The organism is Streptomyces sp. NPDC014991 (assembly GCF_043080665.1).
GTDB lineage: Bacteria > Actinomycetota > Actinomycetes > Streptomycetales > Streptomycetaceae > Streptomyces.
The window spans coordinates 301,213-319,897 of the sequence record NZ_JBIBVY010000007.1 but is presented as its reverse complement, the minus strand read 5'-3'; the positions used below and the strand labels follow the sequence as shown (position 1 = coordinate 319,897).

Sequence of the window (18,685 nt, the reverse complement as noted above, 5' to 3'; positions counted from 1 at the left end):
GCTCCACCAGCAACGGCATCGCGTCCGAGGCGGTGACCAGCTCCCGCAGCGGATACCGGCTCACCAGCGCCTCCACCTCGGGCGACAACGCCGCCTTCAGACGGTGGTGGACGGAGCGGGAGTCGTCGCCGAGGGCGCGCGCGGCGGCCAGCACCAGGTCCCGTCCGGGGCCCTTGGGCACTCCGCCCGCCGCCCGCTCGTACAGCTCGGCGCCCTGCTCCAGCACCAGGCCGGTGTCGATGCCGGCCGGCACCTTGACGGACGCGATCTGCCGCCAGGTCGCCAGCGGATGGCTCCAGGCCTCCACGCGGAAGGTCCAGCGTCCCGTCGCGTCCGGGGTGACGTCCGCGCCCCAGCGGTCGCTGCCCGGGGACAGCTCCCGCATCGGCGTCCACGGGCCCCTGCGGCCCTTCGGATCGCGCAGGACCACGTTCGCGCCCACGGCGTCGTGCCCCTCGCGGAACACGGTGGCCGTCACCTGGAAGGTCTCGCCGGCCACCGCCTTCGCCGGGCGCCTGCCGCAGTCCACGGCCGGCCGGACGTCACGTACCGGTACACGGCCGATGGCCGGGGTCCTGCGCATGTATCTCACCTCCGCCGTGCGCGAAGCCGGGCACCCGGCCCGGCCTCGCGCTCCGAAGTCGGGCCGGCGCGTGCCGGACCCGAGAGGAACGCCTTGTACGGTGCCAGGTCAGGGGCTTGGCGCCGTGGAACGCCGCTCCGGTGGCGGCGCTCTTCTGCCCGCCCGGCGCGGCTGCGGCCGGCCGCCCTGCTCGCGCAGGTAGGTGACCAGGCTGGTGCGCAGATAGCGTTCGGCGGCGTCCGCCGCCTCGCGGGCACAGCGTTTGCCCATCAGAACGCACAGCGTGTATCCCGAGTCCTCGAAGGTGGCCCGGACCGTGCGGTCGTACGGCGAGGCGAGCATCACGCGCTCCCACGCCCGGTACCGCCGCAACTGCCGGGCCACTTCGGCCTTGGCCGGTAGCAGCATGGCCCTGTTCACCTTCCACGCTCTCGACTGGGCGCGTTCCCGACGGTCGGGTGGTGTCCGCACACGGGGAGGCGCGGCACCGTTACGGCGATCGAGGCTTTCACTCATGGTGCACGCACCACGACCCAGCGTCTTGTTGGGGCTTCAACGGTTACGGGTGTCGGGTGTTCCTGTTGCACGAATGGCGTAGCGGCCGCACGGTAGAAGGTGACTCAGGAGCGATGAACGCTCACGCTTCGTGTCCGGGATCCCTCCCGGACGGGGTTGAGGGAGCGAGAGCTTCGCCGGTGAGGAGCAAGCGACGATGAAGACCGCAGTGCCCTGCTACTACCACCTCGACGTGGAAGTCAGCCCGGAACGGGTGGGACAGGTCAGCCGCATCCTGGCCGCCCACCTCCGCCACTGGGACCTCGACAACCTCGTCGACCCCGTCTGCCGCGGCGCGGAGCTGCTGCTGCGGGCGATCGACGCGCACGCCACGGACAAGCACACCTCCATCGAGATGTGGTGGAACGGTCAGCACCTCATCACGGCCTTCGGGGGCGACGACCCCGATCTGCGCCCCGACCAGGACCTGCGGGCCTGCCTGGCCGACATCGCCGCCATGAGCGACGGCTGGGGCTGCTGCGCCTCGGACACCGGAACCAAGATCATCTGGTTCTCGCAGCGGGCCCGCGCCGGCCAGCGCGTCCCGCTGGTGCCCATCGCCCCCGCCCCCACCCTGCGCACCGGCCTGAAGGTGCCGCGCGCCCAGCGCGTGGCCGTGCTCGCCGCGCCCGCCGGCGCACACGTTCTGGCGGGCAGCCGGTGACCGCCCGCAAGGTCCGCGAAGGGGTGCCCGTCTGGAGCGGGCACCCCTACCCGCTGGGCGCCTCGTTCGACGGACAGGGCACCAACTTCGCCCTCTTCAGCGAGGTCGCCGAGCATGTCGAGCTGATCCTCGTCGACGAGGCCGGCAGCGCGACCACCGTCCCGCTGCAGGAGGTCGACGGCTTCGTCTGGCACGCCTACCTGCCCGGCGTCGCCCCCGGCCGGCGCTACGGCTACCGGGTGCACGGCCCCTGGCAGCCGGCGTTCGGCAACCGGTGCAACCCGGCGAAGCTGCTGCTCGACCCGTACGCCCGTGCCGTCGACGGCCAGATCGACAACCACCCCTCCCTGTACGAGCGCGCCCCGGACGGCCCCGACCCGGCCGACAGCGCCGGCCACTCCATGCTGGGCGTGGTCACGGACCCCTTCTTCGACTGGGGCGACGACCGCCCGCCCAGGACGCCGTACGCGGACTCGGTCATCTACGAGGCCCACGTCCGCGGCCTCACCCGCAGCCACCCGGACGTCCCCGACCGGCTGCGCGGCACCTACGCCGGTCTCGCGCACCCCGCCGTGACCGGGCACCTGACCTCGCTCGGCGTCACCGCGGTGGAGCTGATGCCGGTGCACCAGTTCGTGCAGGACGGCATCCTCCAGGACCGCGGCCTGGCCAACTACTGGGGCTACAACACCATCGGCTTCTTCGCCCCGCACAACGCCTACGCCGCCTTCGGCAGCCGCGGCCGGCAGGTCGACGAGTTCAAGGCCATGGTGAAGGCGCTGCACGCGGCCGGCCTCGAAATCATCCTCGACGTGGTCTACAACCACACCGCCGAGGGCAACGAGATGGGGCCCACGCTGTCCTTCCGGGGCATCGACAACGCCTCCTACTACCGCCTGGTCGACGGCGACTGGGCGCACTACTACGACACCACCGGCACCGGCAACAGCCTGCTGATGCGGCACCCCTACGTGCTCCAGCTGATCATGGACTCGCTGCGGTACTGGGTCACCGAGATGCACGTCGACGGCTTCCGCTTCGACCTCGCGGCCACCCTGGCCCGGCAGTTCCACGAGGTGGACCGGCTCTCGGCGTTCTTCGACCTGATCCAGCAGGACCCGGTGATCAGCCGCGTCAAGCTCATCGCCGAACCCTGGGACGTCGGCGAGGGCGGCTACCAGGTCGGCAACTTCCCGCCGCTGTGGTCGGAGTGGAACGGCAAGTACCGCGACGCCGTACGAGACTTCTGGCGGGCCGAGCCGGGCGCGCTCGGCGAGTTCGCCTCCCGGCTCACCGGCTCCTCCGACCTCTACCAGCACAGCCGGCGCCGGCCCCGCGCGAGCGTCAACTTCGTCACCGCGCACGACGGATTCACCCTGCGCGACCTCGTGTCGTACAACGACAAGCACAACGAGGACAACGGCGAGGACAACCGGGACGGCGAGAGCCACAACCGGTCCTGGAACTGCGGGGTGGAGGGCGACACCGACGACCCCGCCGTCCTGGAACTCCGCGCCCGCCAGCAGCGCAACCTGCTGGCCACCCTGCTGCTCTCGCAGGGCATCCCGATGCTCTGCCACGGCGACGAACTCGGCCGCACCCAGCGCGGCAACAACAACGCCTACTGCCAGGACAACGACATCTCCTGGGTGGACTGGGACCTCACCGACGAGCAGCGCGGCCTCGCCGACTTCACCCGGCACCTGATCGCCCTGCGCGCCGGGCACCCGGTACTGCGCCGCCGCCGCTTCTTCCGCGGCGACACCGTGACCAACGCCGAGCAGCCGCTGCCCGACCTGATGTGGCTGCGCCCCGACGCCCGCGAGATGACCGGCCGGGACTGGCAGCGCGACGACGCGCACTCGGTCGGCGTGTTCCTCAACGGCGACGCCATCGCCGAACGCGACGCCTACGGGCGCCGCATGACCGACGACTCCTTCCTGCTGCTCGTCAACGGCTACTGGGAGCCGGTCGATTTCCGGCTGCCCGACGCCTCCTACGGCGAGCGCTGGACCACCCTGGTCGACACCGCCGACCCCGAGGGCGTCCCCGACGAACGCGAACACAAGGCCGGCACGAGGCTCCGCGTGGAGTCCCGCGGCCTGGTCCTGCTGTCCCGCCCGTCGCGGGCCGGCGGCTGACGCCACGGGACCGTCAGTGGCCGCGCCGCGACGTCACCGTGAACTGCGCGCCGTCCGCGTCGCGCAGGATCGCCTCCGTCTCGTCCTCGCGCAGCACACTGCCACCGTGCTTCTCCGCCGCGCGGGCGCAGCCCGCCACGTCGGTCACCGCGAAGTGGATCTGCCAGTGGGGCCGCACCGAGGGGTCCGGGGCGGCCCCCACCGCGCCCGAGTCGATGCGCGCCACCACGTCACCGCGGCTGCGCAGCACCACCTCACCGCCCACGTACTCGACCTCGCAGCAGCCCGGCAGCCCGGACGCCCAGTCCAGGATCTCGCCGTAGAAGATCGCGGCGTCGAAGGCGTCCCGGGTGTGCAGCCGGACGAAGGCCGGCGCGGCCTGCCGCCACGCCTCCCAGTTGGAGACCAGTTCGCCCTGCCAGATGCCGAAGGTCGCCCCGTCCCGGTCGGCGAGCAGCGCCGCCCGGCCGGGCGGGAAGGACAGCGGCCCGACCGCCGCTGTACCGCCGCGCTCCCGGGCCCGGGACACGGCCACGTCCGCGTCCGGCACCGCGAAGTACGGCGTCCAGGCGACCGCCATCTGCCACATGGTGGCCACGGCGGCGATCCCGGCCACCGGCACGCCGTTCGCCAGGGCGATACGGAAGTGCTCGCCGAGCTTGGCGCCGCGCCAGCGCCAGCCCAGCACGGCCGTGTAGAAGTCCTGGGTGGCCTGGAGATCGCGGCTGGTCAGGCTCACCCAGCACGGCGCACCGAAAACGGAGTGCGTGGAGACGATGTCTTTCCTACGCGGTACGCCGGCGGGGGTGTCGTGGTTCATGGCAGTCGCGTCCTGCTCTCGGGGCCGGGCGGCCACCGGTCTGGCACCAGTGTCCGACCGGAAAGGGGCGGAGTGCACGCCGAGTACCCCGGGTGGCAGGGGTCCAGGCCTCTGCGCAGGATGGAGGCATGGAGGAGAGCGAGCCGGACCGCGTCGCCGCGCTTCAGGCGGAGGTCGACCAGCTGAAGGAGGCGATGGTCTCCCATGCCGTCGTCGACCAGGCGATCGGGATGGTGGTCGCCCTCGGCCGGGTCACGCCCGACCAGGGCTGGCAGGTGCTGAAGGACGTCTCCCAGCACACCAACATCAAGCTGCGCAACATCGCGGAGATGATCCTCGTCTGGGGCCGTCGCGGCGACCTCCCCCCGCACGTCCGCGCGGAGCTGGAGGACGCCCTGGACCGGTACGGTCCCACGCAGATCCCGGAGGCGGAGGGGACGTAGGCCCTCTCGTTCGGATCATGCCGGGCTCGCGGGTCGGCCTGATCCGAACGAAAGACCCTGGCCGGCGCGGCGCGGCGCCGCACGGTCAGCGGGTGCGGGTCTCCGCGAGGAGTTCCTCGCGCAGCCGGTCGAAGCAGCCGCTGAGCAGCCGCGAGACGTGCATCTGCGAGATGCCGAGCTGCTGGGCGATCCGGCTCTGCGTCATGCCGCCGAAGAACCGCAGGTACAGGATGGTGCGCTCGCGCTCGGGCAGGGCGGCGAGGCACGGCTTGACCGCGGCGCGGTCCACGACGAGGTCGTACCCCGGGTCGGTTGCTCCCAGGGAGTCGCCGAGGGCGTACCCGTCGGTGCCGGCCACCTCCGCGTCCAGGGACAGCGCGGAGAAGCACTCCAGGGCCTCCATGCCCGTACGCACCTCGTCCTCGGTCAGCCGGGTGTGCGCGGCGATGTCGGCGACGGTGGGGGCTCGGCCCGACGTGGTCTGCGCCAGCTCCTTGATCGCCGAGCGGACCCGGTTGCGCAGGTCCTGCACCCGGCGCGGCACGTGCAGGGTCCACATGTGGTCACGGAAGTGGCGCTTGATCTCCCCGGTGATGGTGGGGACGGCGTACGCCTCGAAGGCGCGGCCACGCGAGGGGTCGTAGTGGTCGACGGCCTTGACCAGGCCCAGCGCGGCCACCTGGTAGAGGTCCTCCAGGGCCTCCCCCCGGCCGCGGAACCGCACGGCGATCCGCTCCGCCATGGGCAGCCACAGGCGGACCAGCTCGTCCCGGAGCGCCTGCCGCTCGAAACCGTCGGGCAGTCCCGCCAGCCGCTCGAAGATCCTGCCCGTGTCCGGGGCGTCGTCATGGGGGTGGGACTTCGTGCTGCCAGTGACACGCATGGCGCGCACCTCTTTCGGCAGGTGCTGGATGGACAGACACCGTGGGAGGTGCGCCCGGACCATGGAGAGGACACCGGGGCCCCGGCCGTGCCGGCTCCCACGGACGTGCCTCCTGTCCGAAGCACTGGTGTCCGCTTTCCCGTCCTTGCGCATCTCAAAACAAATGCATACATATCGGCTAATTCAACAGGATATCCTTGACCGGCGTCGCGGGCTCACCGGGACCGCTGCCGCCGGCTTCGCGGTGCCCGGCCGGGGCGGCCCGCCGATCTCGCCGCGGACGTGATGTGCGGCACGCGCGCGTACCGGCGGTGAGGCGCCGCGAACGGATTCTGCCTGGGCAGCGCTTGATCACCGATCAACGGCGGTGAATCCCCTGGCCACAGCGCATTCTGCTCATTTGACAGTGCGCTGAGCACACAGATAGACAGCAGCTCTCGAGGGTCGAGAGGGGCACCGTGTACGAGCCGAACGTGGTCGGGGACTGGCAGGAGTACGAGGAGCATGCCGGTCTGCGGGTCCGCGTCCACCGCCTGGAGCCTGCCGAGCCGCCGCGCGGACGGGACGACGCCGCCGCCGGACTGACGTACTTCAGTGTCCGGGTGACCGTCGAGAACCGCGGCACACGGCACTACGGCATCCATCTGGAGGACGGTCAGATCGACGTCCGGGTCGGCCCGGACGGCGAGGGGGCCTTCATCGACTGGCGCAACTCGCAGTTCATCGAGGGCTTCGACGTCTACCCGCTGCGCCGGGCCACCGCCGTGCTCTACGCCGCCGCGCCCGAGGCCGCCCTCACCCACGTGGACGTGCAGGTGCAGTTGCGGGTGGAGGACGAGTGGAGCGACCGCCGGCTGTGGGCGGGCGGGATCGGCGTCGTCACGGGGACCACGGCGGCCACACCCGCCGGTACCGGCCCGTGCGGCCTCGCCCACCAGGTCAGCGCCTTCCTGAAGGACCAGGCGGAGCCGGGCACCGCCTGAGACGGGCGGTGCGTCCCGGCCGGGCTCAGTGCGGGATACCGTCGATGATCTCCCGCGCGCCCTGCCGGAGCAGCGCCACCGCGACCGAGGTGCCGAGCGTGGCCGGATCGAGCCGGCCGGCCCACTCGTGGGCGTTCAGCCGGGTCTTGCCGTCCGGGGTGAACACGCAGGCCCGCAGCGAGAGTTCGCCGGCGTGGTCCACGCGCGCGTAACCCGCGATCGGGCTGTTGCAGTGGCCCTGGAGCACATGCAGGAACATCCGCTCGGCCGTCGCCTCCCGGTGGGTGGCCGGGTCGCCGAGCCCGCTGACCGCGTCGATCAGCCCGGTGTCGTCCTGCCGGCACTGGAGGGCGAGGATGCCCGCGCCGATCGGCGGCATCATCGTCTCCGGCGACAGCACCTCGCTGATCACGTCGGTCCGGCCGATGCGCTCCAGGCCGGACACCGCCAGCAGCAGCGCGTCCGCCTCGCCGGCGGCCAGCTTCTCCAGCCGGCGGTTGGCGTTGCCGCGGAACGGCACGCACTCCAGTCGCGGGTGGGTGGCGGCCAGCTGGGCGACCCGGCGCACCGAGGAGGTACCGATCCGGGTACCGGCCGGCAGCTCGTCCAGGGTCAGCCCGCCGGGGTGCACCAGCGCGTCCCGGATGTCGTCCCGCTCCAGGAACGCGGCGAACACCGTCCCGGCGGGCAGCGGCCGGTCGGCGGGCACGTCCTTGACGCAGTGCACCGCGAGATCGGCCTCCCCGGCCAGCAGGGCGGCGTCCACCTCCTTGGTGAACGCGCCCTTGCCCTCGACCTTGGACAGATCGCCCAGCCACTTGTCACCGGTCGTGCGCACCGGTACCACCTCGGTCCGCACGCCCGGGTGCAGGGCGGCCAACTCGGTGCGGACCCGCTCCACTTGGGCCAGGGCCATGGGTGAGTCGCGGGAGACGATACGGATGAGTTCCGGCACAGGCATGGGGACACGATAGACCGCTGTGACGGCGGTCGAGGGCCGGACCGCGCGCCTCGCCGGCGCTGTCGGACGGTCCGGCCCGGCCGGCCGCCGCAGGGGGAGCGGTTCAGGCGCCGGGGTCGAAGGGGATCCCGGACGGCTTCGCCGACGCGAGGTGGGAGGCGAAGGACGCGTCCTTCAGGCCGAAGTGGGCGCTGCCGAAGTCGTAGGCGCTCAACTTGTCGCGCAGGCCCGCCGGATAGCCGTTCCAGCCGACCAGGGGCGGGTACTGCCAGGTGTGCCGGTGGTTCTCCGGGGGTTCGTCGTTCGTGTTGGCGAGCCGGAAGCAGTGGGTGCCGATCCCGTCCTTGTGGTAGACGACCTTCGGGTGCGTGCCCTCGAAGCGGACCTCGGAGGCCGGGTGCACGGTGAACGAGCCGTGGTTGGACGTCGACACGTACTGGACCTGCCCGTCCCGCACCCACACCGCGACGTGCTCCCAGTCGTTGCGGTGCCCGCCGATGCTGCTGCCGGGCAGCGCCTGGTCCTTCTCGAAGTACAGGCCGTAGAGGTAGGCGCACCAGCCGTTGTTGCACGTGGACCGGGAATAGCTGTTGGTGTTGCCGAGGTCGGAGGCGTCGTGGCAGCTGCCGTTGAGGGCGCCGGTCGGCTTCAGGCCCGGGTTGACCGAGCCGTCGGGGCCTATCGCGGGCGTCGGGTAGCAGCCGTCGGTGTCGTAGTCGAAGGCGGGCTGGTACGTCAGTTCGGCGGGCTCGGCGTTCTGCGGCAGCGCCAAGGGCGGCGCGGCGTAGGCGGCGGCGGGGGAGGCGACGACCAGGGCGGCGGCGCCGGCCAGGACGGCGAACCATCTGCCGCGCCGGACGCGCGAGGCGATCGGGGACACGGGCACGGGCTTCCTCCAACGGCGTTCGGGCACAGGGGAGTTCAGCATCCCGGCCGCACGCCGTGCTGCCAAGGGGTCACACGTGTCGCAGAGGTGACATCTCGTCGGCCACCCGTCACCGGCCGAAGCTGTCCGGCAGGTCCGCCGCCGACTCCCGCGGGGTGAGGTCAGGGCGCAGCCGCCGCCAGGACGGCTGGCGCAGCATTCCGTTCCGGGTCCGTGTGCTGTAGCTGACCTCGCCCACCAGCCGGGGCAGCACCCAGCGGGCGTCGGGGATGCGCGGCACCGGGTCGAAGGGACACCGCTCGCTCGCCACGTCCCGCAGCAGCACCGCGAGTTCCCTGCGTTCCGCCTCGCTCCAGCCGGTGCCGATCCCGCCGACGTACCGCAGCCGGCCGCCCGCGCGCTGGCCTGCCAGTACCGCTCCGGGCAGCCCGGCCAGCCGTCCCCTGCCCGGCAGCCAGCCGCCGACGATCACGTCCTCGGCGCGCATGTTCCGGATCTTGATCCAGGCGCGGGAGCGGACCCCGGGTTCGTACACCGAGTCGAGCCGCTTGCACACCAGGCCCTCCAGACCGTGCTCCCGGGTGGCCCGCAGCGCCTCGGCGCCGTGCCCGGTCACGGCACCCGGCGTCGACCAGTACGGCCCGGCCAGGCCCAGCCCCTCCAGCCGGGCCCGCCGCCGGACGTACGGCAGCCGCACCAGCGGCTCCGCCAGGTACGGCACGTCGAACAACACCAGGTGCGCCGGCACCTGAGCGGCCCGGCGCGCCGCCCGCGCGGGGGCGTGCGCGAGGCCCATCCGGCTCTGGAGCAGCTGGAAGTCGGCCCGCCCCCGCTCGTCCAGGGCCAGCACCTCGCCGTCCAGCACGGCGGGCGTGCCGCCCAGGGCCGCGCCGAGCGGCCGGAGTTCGGGGTAGGCCGCGGTGATGTCCTCGCCGGAGCGGGCACGCAGCAGCACACTGCCGTCGCCGGGCAGGTAGACCATGACCCGCTGGCCGTCCTGCTTGGTCTCGTACGCCCAGCGCTCGTCCTGGGCGGCGGACGGCAGCACGCCGGGGGTAGCGAGCATCGGCGGGACGAGCGGCAGGGTCACGGCGGTCACGGCTGAAGGTCTCGACCGGCCCCGGCGCCCTCACGCGCCTTTCGCCCCCGGTTCCCCTGAACGGGCCCCGCCGCGGGACCCGCCCGGGGCCGGTACCCCCCGGCCGGCTCGGTCGGCCGGATCAGCCGGACGGCCGGACGACCCGCTGATCCGACGGTTCGGTGGGCGCCGGTTCGGTGGGCGCCGCGGACGGGCTGCGGTCCGACCCCGCGCGCCGCTGGGCGCGAGGCCGCCACGGGGCTCGCCGACGCGATCGTCGGCCTGTGGCCGGCACCGGTCGGCCCCGGCCGCCGACCGCCGGCCGGTGGTCAGTGGCACCCCATGTCAGGGGGAGCGCGGCGGTCTGACCCAGTCCAGGGACCGTTCGACGGCCCGCTGCCAGTCCTCGTACTCCGACTCGCGGCGCCCGGGGTCCATGTCGGGAAGCCATTGGGCGGCGCGGTGCCAGTTGCGGCGCAGCACCTCCAGGTCGGGCCAGTAGCCGGCGGCGAGCCCGGCCGCGTAGGCGGCGCCGAGGGACACCGTCTCGGCGACCATGGGCCGAACCACGGGCACGTCGAGCACGTCGGCGACGAACTGCATCAGCAGGTTGTCCGCGGTCATGCCGCCGTCCACCTTCAGCTGCCGCAGGGGGAGAGCGGAGTCGGCGTTCATCGCGTCGACGACCTCCCGTGTCTGCCATCCGGTGGCCTCCAGGACGGCGCGCGCCAGGTGCCCCTTGGTGATGTACGAGGTGAGCCCGACGACGACCCCGCGCGCGTCGCTGCGCCAGCGGGGTGCGAAGAGCCCCGAGAAGGCCGGGACGATGTAGCAGCCGCCGTTGTCCTCGACCGTCCGCGCGAGGGTCTCGATCTCCGGGGCGCTGCTGATCAGGCCCAGGCGGTCCCGGAACCACTGCACGAGTGCGCCGGTGACGGCTATCGACCCCTCCAGGGCGTACGCCGGCGGCTGGGCCCCGATCCGGTAGGCGACGGTGGTGAGCAGGCCGTGCCGGGAGCGCACGAGGTCGGCGCCGGTGTTGAGCAGCAGAAAGCCCCCCGTTCCGTAGGTGCACTTGGCCTCGCCCGGCGAGAAGCAGGTCTGGCCGAACAGGGCTGCCTGCTGGTCGCCGAGGGCGGCCGTGATGCGGACGCCCGGCAGCACCGAGCGGACCTCGCCGTACGTCTCCGCCGACGACCTGATCTCGGGCAGCATCGGGCGGGGCACCCCGAAGAAGTCCAGCAGCTCCCCGTCCCAGCCGAGGGTGCGGATGTTCATCAGCATCGTGCGGCTGGCGTTGGTGGCGTCCGTGAGGTGCAGACCGCTGCCGATGCCTCCGGTGAGGTTCCAGATCAGCCAGCTCTCCATCGTCCCGAACAGCACCTCGCCGTCCCTGGCGCGCCGCTCGACGCCCTTGACGTGGTCGAGCAGCCACCGGATCCGCAGCGCCGAGAAGTACGTCGAGGGCGGCACGCCACAACGGTCCAGGAAGAACGCCTCTCCGGGGTGCTTCCTGAGGTCCTCGACGAGCGGTCCCGTGCGGGTGTCCTGCCAGACGATCGCCCGGCTCACCGGGGCACCGGTCCGCCGGTCCCAGAGCACTGTCGTCTCGCGCTGGTTGGCCAGACCGAGGGCGGCGACCTGGTCCGCCTCGACACCGGCGTCGGACAGGGCCTCGGGCACGACGCGGCGCAGGTTCTGCCATATCTCGACGGCGTCGTGCTCCACCCAGCCCGGCCGGGGGAAGTGCTGCTGGTGCTCGCGCTGCGCGACCGAGACCAGCCGCCCACGGTGGTCGAACAGGATGCACCGGGTCGAGTTCGTGCCCTGATCGACGGACATCACGTACCGTTCAGCCATGATCGGTTCTGCCTTCCGACGGATCGAGGGGCGGCTGTCCAGCGCTACCAGCGGGCGGCTCCCAGATCCCTGGAGATCGCCCGCGCGGCTTCGCGGATCAGGGTGACCAGGCCCGGACGGGGGTGGCCCTGGCCGTCGCAGATCCGCTCGACCGGTCCGGACAGCCCGACGGCGCCGACGACGAGCCCGCCGTGCCCCCGGATCGGCGCGGCGAGCCCGGCCTCGCCCATGCTCATCTCCTGGACCTCGGCGGCCCACCCGGCCTCCCTGACCGCGGCCAGCGCCCGGGCCAGCTCCTCGGGGTCGACCAGGGTGTGCCGGGTGTAGGACTCCAGGCCCGTGCCCGGTTCCCGGCACGGCTCGACGGCGGCGGTCCCGTAGGCCAGCAGCACCTTGCCGAGCGAGGAGGCGTGCAGGGGGAGCAGCGAGCCCACGTCCAGGGTCTGGAAGGTGTCGTCCGGCCGGAACACGTGGTGGACGACGAGGACCCTGCCTTCCAGGGGCGTCCCCAGACGCACCGCCTCGCCGCTGCGGGCGGCCAGGGCGTCGGCCCAGTTGAGGGACCGCGAGCGCAGCTCGTTGACGTCCAGGTAACTGGTGCCCAGGTGCAGCAGGGCGGCTCCCAGCTGGTACTTCCCGGTCGCCGCGTCCTGCTCCACGAAGTCCACGTGCTGGAGTGTGCGCAGAATGCCGTGCGCGGTGCCCTTCGCCAGACCGAGCGAGGCCGCCACCTCGCCGAGACCGAGTCGGCGGGGCCCCCCGGCGAGCAGGCGCAGGATCGCCGCCGCCCGTTCGATCGACTGGACTGGGCCGGCCATGAGGCGAGCCTATTACCGCCACCGACGCTTCGCCGCGCGGGCGGCGGGACGGCCGGGCAAGGGGCTGTTCGGTAATGCCGACCGCCGTTCATTGACGGGCCCGATTTGTCTCCATAGCGTGCCTTAAGCACGGAACGCGCCGACAGCACCTCGCAAGACCGGCAGCACACCATCGGGAGAGAACATGGCGGCACAGCTCAACACGCTGCTTCGGGCGGCATGCGAACACGTGTGTCCGCTGCCTCCCGTCGCCGGCGCCGTCTCGGCCGTACGCCGGCGGGTGGCGACGGTCCTCGACGAGTGGAGCGTCTGCCCGGACATCGTCGAGGACTCGCTGCTCGTGGTGTCCGAACTCGTCACCAACGCGGTCATCCACGCCCGGCCCCCGGCCGAGCTGCGCCTGTCCTGGCTCTGGGGCGACGCCGGCCGCACCCTGCGGGTCGAGGTCACCGACGCGGGGCCCGCGCTGCCGGCGGGCTGCTCCCTCCCCGGGACCGATCCGGACGAGCACGGCAGGGGTGAGGCGATCGTCCACGCCCTGGCGACCCGCCACGGCATACGGGTCCACCCCGCCGGGATCACCCGCTGGGCCGAACTGGCCGCGGCCTGAGAGCGCAGCCACGATCCCGCACGGAGGGCCGCCGCCAACCCGGGCGGCGCGGGACGGGGTCCGCCCCGGGCGCCCACAGGGCCGGGTCGCCCGCGCACCCGGCGCGGACAGGACCGGGCCGACGGGGAGCCTGCCCGGCTCCCCGGCGCACCGGGTTGGTCCGTGTTCGTCAAGGCGTTCCGCGACGGAACGCGTCGCGCTGGGGCGCCCGGGTCCCCCCACGGTCCCTACCGTCCAGTAATATCCGGCGGCAGGCCACCAGAGGAGGAACCGTGTCCCGGTCCGAACGCTCACCCCTGCTGCTCGCCGGCCTCCTGGCGGTGTCCGGGGTCGCCCACTTCGCCGCCCCCCGGCGGTTCGACGCGACGATTCCCCGCCGGTTGCCGGGCTCGCCCAGGGCCTGGACGTACGGCAGCGGCGTCGCGGAACTGGCTCTGGCGGCCGGCATCGCGGCGCCCCGGACGCGCGCCGTGGCGGCCAGAGCGGCAGCCGCCTTCTTCGTCGGCGTGTTCCCGGCCAACGTCCAGCTGGCCGTCGACTCGCGCGACCGGCCCACGCCGCAGCGGAGCGCCGCCCTCGCCCGGCTCCCGCTCCAGGCGCCGCTGGTGCTGTGGGCCCGCAACGTGGCCCGCGGCGCGGCGGACGTGACCGGACGGCCGGGGAAGGGGCAGCGGTGACCCGGCGTCCTCCGGCGGTCGGGGACAGGGCCGAGGATTTCGCCCTGCCCGACCAGACCGGAACCGTCCGCCGGCTCAGTGAGCTGCTGGCAGAGGGACCGGTCGTCCTCTTCTTCTATCCCGCCGCCCTCACCCCCGGCTGCACCGCCGAGGCCTGTCACTTCCGCGACCTCGCCGCCGAGTTCGCAGCCGTCGGCGCCCGCCCCGTCGGCATCAGCGGGGACGGGGTGGACAGGCAGCAGGAGTTCACCGGCCGGCACCGCCTCGGCATGCCGCTGCTCTCCGACGCCGACGGCACGGTCCGTGAGCGGTTCGGCGTCCGGCGTGGCTTCTCCCTGGCCCCGACCAGGCGCGTCACCTTCGTCATCGACGCGGACCGTACCGTCCTCGACGTCGTCCGCAGCGAACTGCGCATGAACACCCACGCCGACCGGGCGCTGGCCGCCCTGCGCGCCCGCACGGGCTGAACCGGCTCCGGTCACTCGAAGGAACTGCCGCGGTCCGGCACCGACTCGGCGTACGGCGAGCCGTTCGGGCAGGACGTGCACCACGTCCAGGACCGGCGGTTCGTCGCCCCGCTAGGCCACGAGGTGCACCTCGTCCGTCCCCCGCGGTCCGTACACACGTGCCGCCCGTGCGGTACATGCCGTCCTCGGCGCAGTCGGCGTGGCAACGGGTCAGCGTGCCTGCCGGACCCGGCCGTACAGCGGCCCGTCCGCAGGGTAGTGCCGGCCGGTCGTCCGCCCCGGCGGCACCGTGGATCTCCCGCACGACGCGGTCCGTGTCACCGATCGGGGCCGGCCGATCAGCCGGGCGGTGACACCCGGCCCGGCGGGCGTGGCGTGAGCGGCGCCGCCGGCCGGCGGGGTGCCGGCGGCCACCGCGACGGAGAGCGCGGCACGGAGGCGGTACGCACGGGGAGCCTCCTGGCGAGGGGTGCTCGCGGTCCGGGCGCCGCGGTGTCACGATCTGAGCGGAGCCGGTACGGACGAGCATCGGAGCGCGCATGACGACGCACGGGGTCACAGCGGGGCAGCCGGAGCGGGGCGCGGACGGGCAGGGACAGCCGCCCCGCCACGACGCGGTGACCGGGCCCCGCGCCGGGGTGACGGCCGCCGGTGCGGACGTCACGGTTCCCGGTGTGGAGGTCCGGCCCGTCGCCGGGCACATCGGTGCCGAGATCGCCGGGGTCGACCTCACCGGGCCGCTCGACGACGCCGTGGTGGCCCTGATCCGGCAGGCCCTGCTGCGCTGGAAGGTGGTGTTCTTCCGGGACCAGCACCTGGACCACGCCGGCCATGTCGCCTTCGCCCGCCGCTTCGGCGAACCCGTCGTCCCCGGCCGGCGGGGCGGTGCCTCACCGGCCGGCTTCCCCGAGGTGGAGACCACGGCGGACCGGCTGGAACTGGGCGGACGGTTCGGCATGGAGCACGAGGAGTGGCTGCGGCGCCGCCGGCACACCCTGCTGCGCGGCTGGCACTGCGACCACGGCGCCCGGATCGACCCGCCGGCGGCGACCGTCCTGCGCGCCGAGACCGTCCCGCCCTACGGCGGCGACACCACCTGGGCCGGCCTGGCCGCCGCCTACGCCGGGCTGTCCGCGCCGGTCCGCGCCTTCGTGGACGGGCTGCGCGCCGAGCACCGGCTCGGCGTCGGCTACCAGCCACGGCCCGGCGACGACGCGTACGTCCGTCACCTCCTGGACCACCAGGTCGCCTCCGTGCACCCGCTGGTGCGGGTGCACCCGGAGACGGGGGAACGGGTGCTGTTCGTCAACGGCTACTACGTGGAGCAGATCGCCGGCGTCTCCCGCCCGGAGAGCGCCGCGCTGCTGGAGATGCTGCTGGAGCAGGCGGTGCGCCCCGAGTACACGGTCCGCTTCCGCTGGGAGCCCGGCAGCGTCGCCTTCTGGGACAACCGGGCCACGATCCACCTCGCCCCGAGTGACAGCGCCCATCTCGGCGCTCCCCGGATCATGCACCGGGTGATGCTCGCCGGAGACGTGCCGGTGGGCGTGGACGGCAGGCCGTCGGAGCCGGTGACCGGTCCGGCGGTGGGGCAGTGGTGAGTCAGCGGGTGGGCGGCCGTCCCAGCGCCGGACCCAGCTTCGTCGCCATGTCCGTCAGGATCTGCGCGTAGTCCTCGGGCTCGAAGGTGAACGGCAGCGCGAAGGCCACCTCGTCGACCTCGCGGAACGCGGCGTGGGCGTGCAGCCGCTCGGCCAGTTCCGCCGAGGTGCCGACCAGGTCCGGCGCGAACAGCAGCCGCGCCGGGCCCTGCGGGGAGGCCGTACGGGGCAGCCGCCGGGCCGCGTACTCGGCGTACCGGGCACGCTGCGCGGGGCTCGCGGAGTCGGTCGGGATCACCACCAGCCCCTGGGAGACGCGGGCCGCGTCCCCGTCGGGGTGGCGGGCCCGGAACTCCCGGATGTGGGACAGCTGTATCCCGGTGAAGTCCAGCGGCCCGCCCTCCTCGGCCTTGACGACGCTGCTGGTCAGGAGGTTCATGCCGTGCTCGCCCGCCCAGCGGGCCGAACCGAGGCTGCCGGCGCCGTACCACAGCCGCCGCCCGAGGCCGGGGGAGTGCGGCTGGACCACGGAGGAGAACACCTCGAAGCCCTCCTCCCCGTGGAAGCCGGTGGCGGGCTCGCCGCGCACCAGGTCCAGCAGCCGGCGTACGCGCTCGTGGCCGAAGTCCTCCGCGTCGGCGGTGTCCGGGTAGAGGGCGTCCCTGACCTGGTCGAAGTGCTGGGGCGGACCCACGCTGACACCCGCGTTGAGCCGGCCGCCGGACAGCACGTCGACGGTCGCCAGATCCTCGGCGAGCCGCAGCGGGTTCTCCCAGCCGAGCGGTGTCACCGCCGTGCCGAGCTCGATGCGGCGGGTGCGCTGCGAGGCGGCGGCGAGGACGGCGACCGGGGAGGAGATGCCGTACTGGAGATGGCGGTGGCGGACCCAGGCGCTGTCGAAGCCGAGCCGCTCGCCGAGCTCGATGATCTCCAGCGTGGACTCGTGGCCGCGGCCGGGGTCCGCCGCGTCGAACAGGCCGATGGTGAGGAAGCCCAGCCTGCGCAGGGGGCGGGGGACGGACGGCACGGGCTCCTCCAACGGTCGTACGTCGGTGCTGACCCGATTCTGGCAGGCGAGTGTGACAACCGTGTGATCAGTTCGGCGGGCCCGGGAGCGGGATCACGACCTCGTCCTCGACGGGCGGGTCGAGCTCCTGGGCGCGGTTGCCGGTCGCGGCGTAACAGCGCAGCCGGACCGCGTCGGGACCGACGTCCAGCCGCAGGAAGCACTTGAAGAACGGCGGGCTGTAGGTGGTGGAGGACGGCGAGAACAGCTGGGTGTGGATCTTCCGCACCGGGAGCCGGAACCGGGCGGTTTTCCCGGGCCGGCGGCCGGCGCCGAGCAGGCTCGCGACCAGCCGGGTGCGGCGGGTGATCCGTGCGCCGGGTTCCGGCGCACGGCCCGGCTCGATGCCCAGCCGCTCGGTGATCACGGCCGTCGCCTCGGCCGCCGTCAGACCGAAGAAGCGGGGCAGCCGCAGCCGGCGGCCGTACAGGCGGCTGTAGAAGGCCAGCGAGTCGCCGCGCAGCGGATAGCAGCGGAAGTCGCGCTCGGTGACGCCGCCGACCGACACCCGCGGGATGGTGTGCGTGGCGTGCATGAACGCCCCGCCGCCGCCCGCGACCACGTACTGGACGGTGCGGCCGTCCACCTCGACCGGGTAGCGCTGGTAGTTGTGGATGTCGCCGCCGATCGCGGCCACGTAGTGGTGCTCCGGGGCCCGGACGATGTCGTCCACCGTGCCGCCGCCCTCGATGGGGCACGGGTGGTGCTCGCCGTCGACGTACAACGGCGACCCGGTCACGAGGATCTTCGGCCGGGGCCCCAGGGACACCTCCCGCAGCCAGGCGCCCTGTTCGGCGTCGATGGTGCCCAGCAGCCCGGTGTCGATGCCGACGATCCGCACCTGTCCCGCGTCGAGAGCCCAGTACGGCCCCGGCTGTACGGCCTGTTGCTCCGGAGCCGACCGCAACCGACGCGCGTCGGCGAGCTGTTGCTCGTCGGCGGGGCGTGCCCGGTGCCAGAGCAGGGAACGCAGCCAGGCGCGGGTGAGGGGGCGGGGCCGGGGCTCCGGGGGGAGCGGCGGAGGGTCGGCGCAGAAGACGCGCATGAAGGCACCGAGGTCCTCGTACCAGTCGTGGTTCCCCGGTATCGCGTAGATCGGCGCGGGGTAGTCCTGGTACGGCCGGAAGAACTTGCGGCCGTAGTCGTCGGTGCTGCCGACGGGGTAGACGACGTCGCTGGCGAGGACGGCGAACTCCGTGTCCCGCCCCACCTTCAGGAAGCCAGGTACCACCGCGTACTGGGAGTCGCCGCCCTCTCCGGTGTCCCCGATCACCATGAAGGAGAACCGGTCCGGTACGTCCCGCCGGATCACCTTGTCGGCGGGCGCGCCGGCCGCCGCCCGCCGGGCCACCCAGTGGCTGCGGGTACGGCCCGTGGGATCACCGAACCAGGACGCCAGCACGCCGTTGCGGGCGGCCCACAGGATCCGGGGGTTCAGCCACGACAGTCTCTCGGTACGGCCCGGCATCAGCTGCTGGTACGTGCCGCGTTCGGCGGCGCCCCAGCCGGCGCCCTGTGCGGTATCGCGTGAGGAGTCAGACACGCGGTGCACGGTAACAACCAGGGGCCCCGGAAACCCGGAGCGGCGG

At 73.3% G+C, this 18,685-nt stretch carries 19 protein-coding genes; 8 read left to right on the top strand and 11 right to left on the bottom strand.

From position 1 onward, the window contains the following. The coding region (locus ACF1BE_RS14745) for a maltotransferase domain-containing protein (protein WP_392199388.1) at window positions 1-583 on the bottom strand (583 nt) is incomplete at its 3' end. A gap of 108 nt (window positions 584-691) precedes the next feature. Continuing rightward, window positions 692-991 (bottom strand): DUF5133 domain-containing protein, encoded by a 300-nt coding sequence (locus ACF1BE_RS14740; protein WP_392199387.1) that lies wholly within the window; start codon window positions 989-991, stop codon window positions 692-694. Window positions 992-1,295: 304 nt separating this feature from the next. On the opposite strand from ACF1BE_RS14740, the gene ACF1BE_RS14735 reads away from it, so the two are divergent. Next, a complete protein-coding gene (locus ACF1BE_RS14735) occupies window positions 1,296-1,802 on the top strand; it encodes a pep a2 (protein ID WP_392199386.1) in 507 nt (168 codons plus the stop codon). Continuing rightward, window positions 1,799-3,943, top strand: a complete 2,145-nt coding sequence (gene glgX / locus ACF1BE_RS14730) for a glycogen debranching protein GlgX (protein WP_392199385.1) — start codon at window positions 1,799-1,801, stop codon at window positions 3,941-3,943. Before ACF1BE_RS14735 ends, glgX begins: the two co-directional genes overlap by 4 nt. Before the next feature lie 13 nt (window positions 3,944-3,956). Here glgX and ACF1BE_RS14725 read toward each other — a convergent pair whose 3' ends face one another. Then, window positions 3,957-4,763 carry a VOC family protein gene (locus ACF1BE_RS14725; protein ID WP_392199384.1) on the bottom strand — a complete coding sequence of 269 codons (807 nt, stop codon included), beginning with the start codon at window positions 4,761-4,763 and terminating at the stop codon, window positions 3,957-3,959. 128 nt (window positions 4,764-4,891) lie between these two features. Here ACF1BE_RS14725 and ACF1BE_RS14720 point away from each other — a divergent pair, with 128 nt between their 5' ends. Continuing rightward, on the top strand, window positions 4,892-5,206 hold the full coding sequence (locus ACF1BE_RS14720; RefSeq protein WP_392199383.1) for an ANTAR domain-containing protein: 315 nt from the start codon (window positions 4,892-4,894) through the stop codon (window positions 5,204-5,206). A gap of 85 nt (window positions 5,207-5,291) precedes the next feature. On the opposite strand, the gene ACF1BE_RS14715 is transcribed toward ACF1BE_RS14720, so the two are convergent. Beyond that, window positions 5,292-6,089, bottom strand: a complete 798-nt coding sequence (locus tag ACF1BE_RS14715; RefSeq protein WP_392199382.1) for an RNA polymerase sigma factor SigF — start codon at window positions 6,087-6,089, stop codon at window positions 5,292-5,294. A gap of 458 nt (window positions 6,090-6,547) precedes the next feature. On the opposite strand from ACF1BE_RS14715, the gene ACF1BE_RS14710 reads away from it, so the two are divergent. Continuing rightward, window positions 6,548-7,072, top strand: coding sequence for a hypothetical protein (locus ACF1BE_RS14710; protein ID WP_392199381.1), 525 nt, complete (start codon window positions 6,548-6,550; stop codon window positions 7,070-7,072). 25 nt (window positions 7,073-7,097) lie between these two features. Here the strand turns inward: ACF1BE_RS14710 and hemC are convergent, their stop codons facing one another. From hemC to ACF1BE_RS14685, 5 genes are all read right to left on the bottom strand, one after another. Continuing rightward, entirely contained in the window at window positions 7,098-8,033 is a 936-nt protein-coding gene (gene hemC / locus ACF1BE_RS14705; protein WP_392199380.1) for a hydroxymethylbilane synthase, read from the bottom strand. A gap of 103 nt (window positions 8,034-8,136) precedes the next feature. After that, window positions 8,137-8,913, bottom strand: a complete 777-nt coding sequence (locus ACF1BE_RS14700; RefSeq protein WP_392199379.1) for an NPP1 family protein — start codon at window positions 8,911-8,913, stop codon at window positions 8,137-8,139. Window positions 8,914-9,028: 115 nt separating this feature from the next. After that, window positions 9,029-10,009, bottom strand: a complete 981-nt coding sequence (locus ACF1BE_RS14695; RefSeq protein WP_392199398.1) for an ATP-dependent DNA ligase — start codon at window positions 10,007-10,009, stop codon at window positions 9,029-9,031. A 333-nt stretch (window positions 10,010-10,342) separates the two neighbouring features. After that, window positions 10,343-11,857, bottom strand: a complete 1,515-nt coding sequence (gene glpK / locus ACF1BE_RS14690) for a glycerol kinase GlpK (RefSeq protein WP_392199378.1) — start codon at window positions 11,855-11,857, stop codon at window positions 10,343-10,345. A gap of 44 nt (window positions 11,858-11,901) precedes the next feature. Further along, window positions 11,902-12,675, bottom strand: a complete 774-nt coding sequence (locus tag ACF1BE_RS14685; RefSeq protein WP_392199377.1) for an IclR family transcriptional regulator — start codon at window positions 12,673-12,675, stop codon at window positions 11,902-11,904. 184 nt (window positions 12,676-12,859) lie between these two features. Between ACF1BE_RS14685 and ACF1BE_RS14680 the strand changes: the two genes are divergently transcribed. The 4 genes from ACF1BE_RS14680 (at window position 12,860) to ACF1BE_RS14665 (ending at window position 16,030) form a co-directional block, all read left to right on the top strand. Then, complete coding sequence (locus ACF1BE_RS14680) at window positions 12,860-13,285, top strand: ATP-binding protein (protein ID WP_392199376.1); 426 nt, start codon at window positions 12,860-12,862, stop codon at window positions 13,283-13,285. 272 nt (window positions 13,286-13,557) lie between these two features. Beyond that, on the top strand, window positions 13,558-13,962 hold the full coding sequence (locus tag ACF1BE_RS14675) for a hypothetical protein (protein WP_392199375.1): 405 nt from the start codon (window positions 13,558-13,560) through the stop codon (window positions 13,960-13,962). Continuing rightward, window positions 13,959-14,429 (top strand): peroxiredoxin, encoded by a 471-nt coding sequence (locus ACF1BE_RS14670; protein WP_392199374.1) that lies wholly within the window; start codon window positions 13,959-13,961, stop codon window positions 14,427-14,429. Before ACF1BE_RS14675 ends, ACF1BE_RS14670 begins: the two co-directional genes overlap by 4 nt. 539 nt (window positions 14,430-14,968) lie before the next feature. Next, on the top strand, window positions 14,969-16,030 hold the full coding sequence (locus ACF1BE_RS14665; protein WP_392199373.1) for a TauD/TfdA dioxygenase family protein: 1,062 nt from the start codon (window positions 14,969-14,971) through the stop codon (window positions 16,028-16,030). 1 nt (window position 16,031) lies between these two features. Here ACF1BE_RS14665 and ACF1BE_RS14660 read toward each other — a convergent pair whose 3' ends face one another. Together ACF1BE_RS14660 and ACF1BE_RS14655 are read right to left on the bottom strand one after the other, a co-directional pair. After that, the gene (locus ACF1BE_RS14660) at window positions 16,032-17,057 is read right to left on the bottom strand and encodes an LLM class flavin-dependent oxidoreductase (protein ID WP_392199372.1); all 1,026 of its coding nucleotides are present in this window, start codon (window positions 17,055-17,057) and stop codon (window positions 16,032-16,034) included. A gap of 67 nt (window positions 17,058-17,124) precedes the next feature. Beyond that, on the bottom strand, window positions 17,125-18,639 hold the full coding sequence (locus tag ACF1BE_RS14655; protein WP_392199371.1) for a metallophosphoesterase family protein: 1,515 nt from the start codon (window positions 18,637-18,639) through the stop codon (window positions 17,125-17,127). Between the last annotated feature and the right edge of the window lie 46 nt (window positions 18,640-18,685).

Coding starts and splice junctions, on each gene's coding strand:
- ACF1BE_RS14740 (WP_392199387.1), bottom strand. CDS start 991: ATGCTGCTACCGGCCAAGGCCGAAGTGGCCCGGCAGTTGCGGCGGTAC.
- ACF1BE_RS14735 (WP_392199386.1), top strand. CDS start 1,296: ATGAAGACCGCAGTGCCCTGCTACTACCACCTCGACGTGGAAGTCAGC.
- ACF1BE_RS14725 (WP_392199384.1), bottom strand. CDS start 4,763: ATGAACCACGACACCCCCGCCGGCGTACCGCGTAGGAAAGACATCGTC.
- ACF1BE_RS14720 (WP_392199383.1), top strand. CDS start 4,892: ATGGAGGAGAGCGAGCCGGACCGCGTCGCCGCGCTTCAGGCGGAGGTC.
- ACF1BE_RS14715 (WP_392199382.1), bottom strand. CDS start 6,089: ATGCGTGTCACTGGCAGCACGAAGTCCCACCCCCATGACGACGCCCCG.
- hemC (WP_392199380.1), bottom strand. CDS start 8,033: ATGCCTGTGCCGGAACTCATCCGTATCGTCTCCCGCGACTCACCCATG.
- glpK (WP_392199378.1), bottom strand. CDS start 11,857: ATGGCTGAACGGTACGTGATGTCCGTCGATCAGGGCACGAACTCGACC.
- ACF1BE_RS14685 (WP_392199377.1), bottom strand. CDS start 12,675: ATGGCCGGCCCAGTCCAGTCGATCGAACGGGCGGCGGCGATCCTGCGC.
- ACF1BE_RS14680 (WP_392199376.1), top strand. CDS start 12,860: ATGGCGGCACAGCTCAACACGCTGCTTCGGGCGGCATGCGAACACGTG.
- ACF1BE_RS14665 (WP_392199373.1), top strand. CDS start 14,969: ATGACGACGCACGGGGTCACAGCGGGGCAGCCGGAGCGGGGCGCGGAC.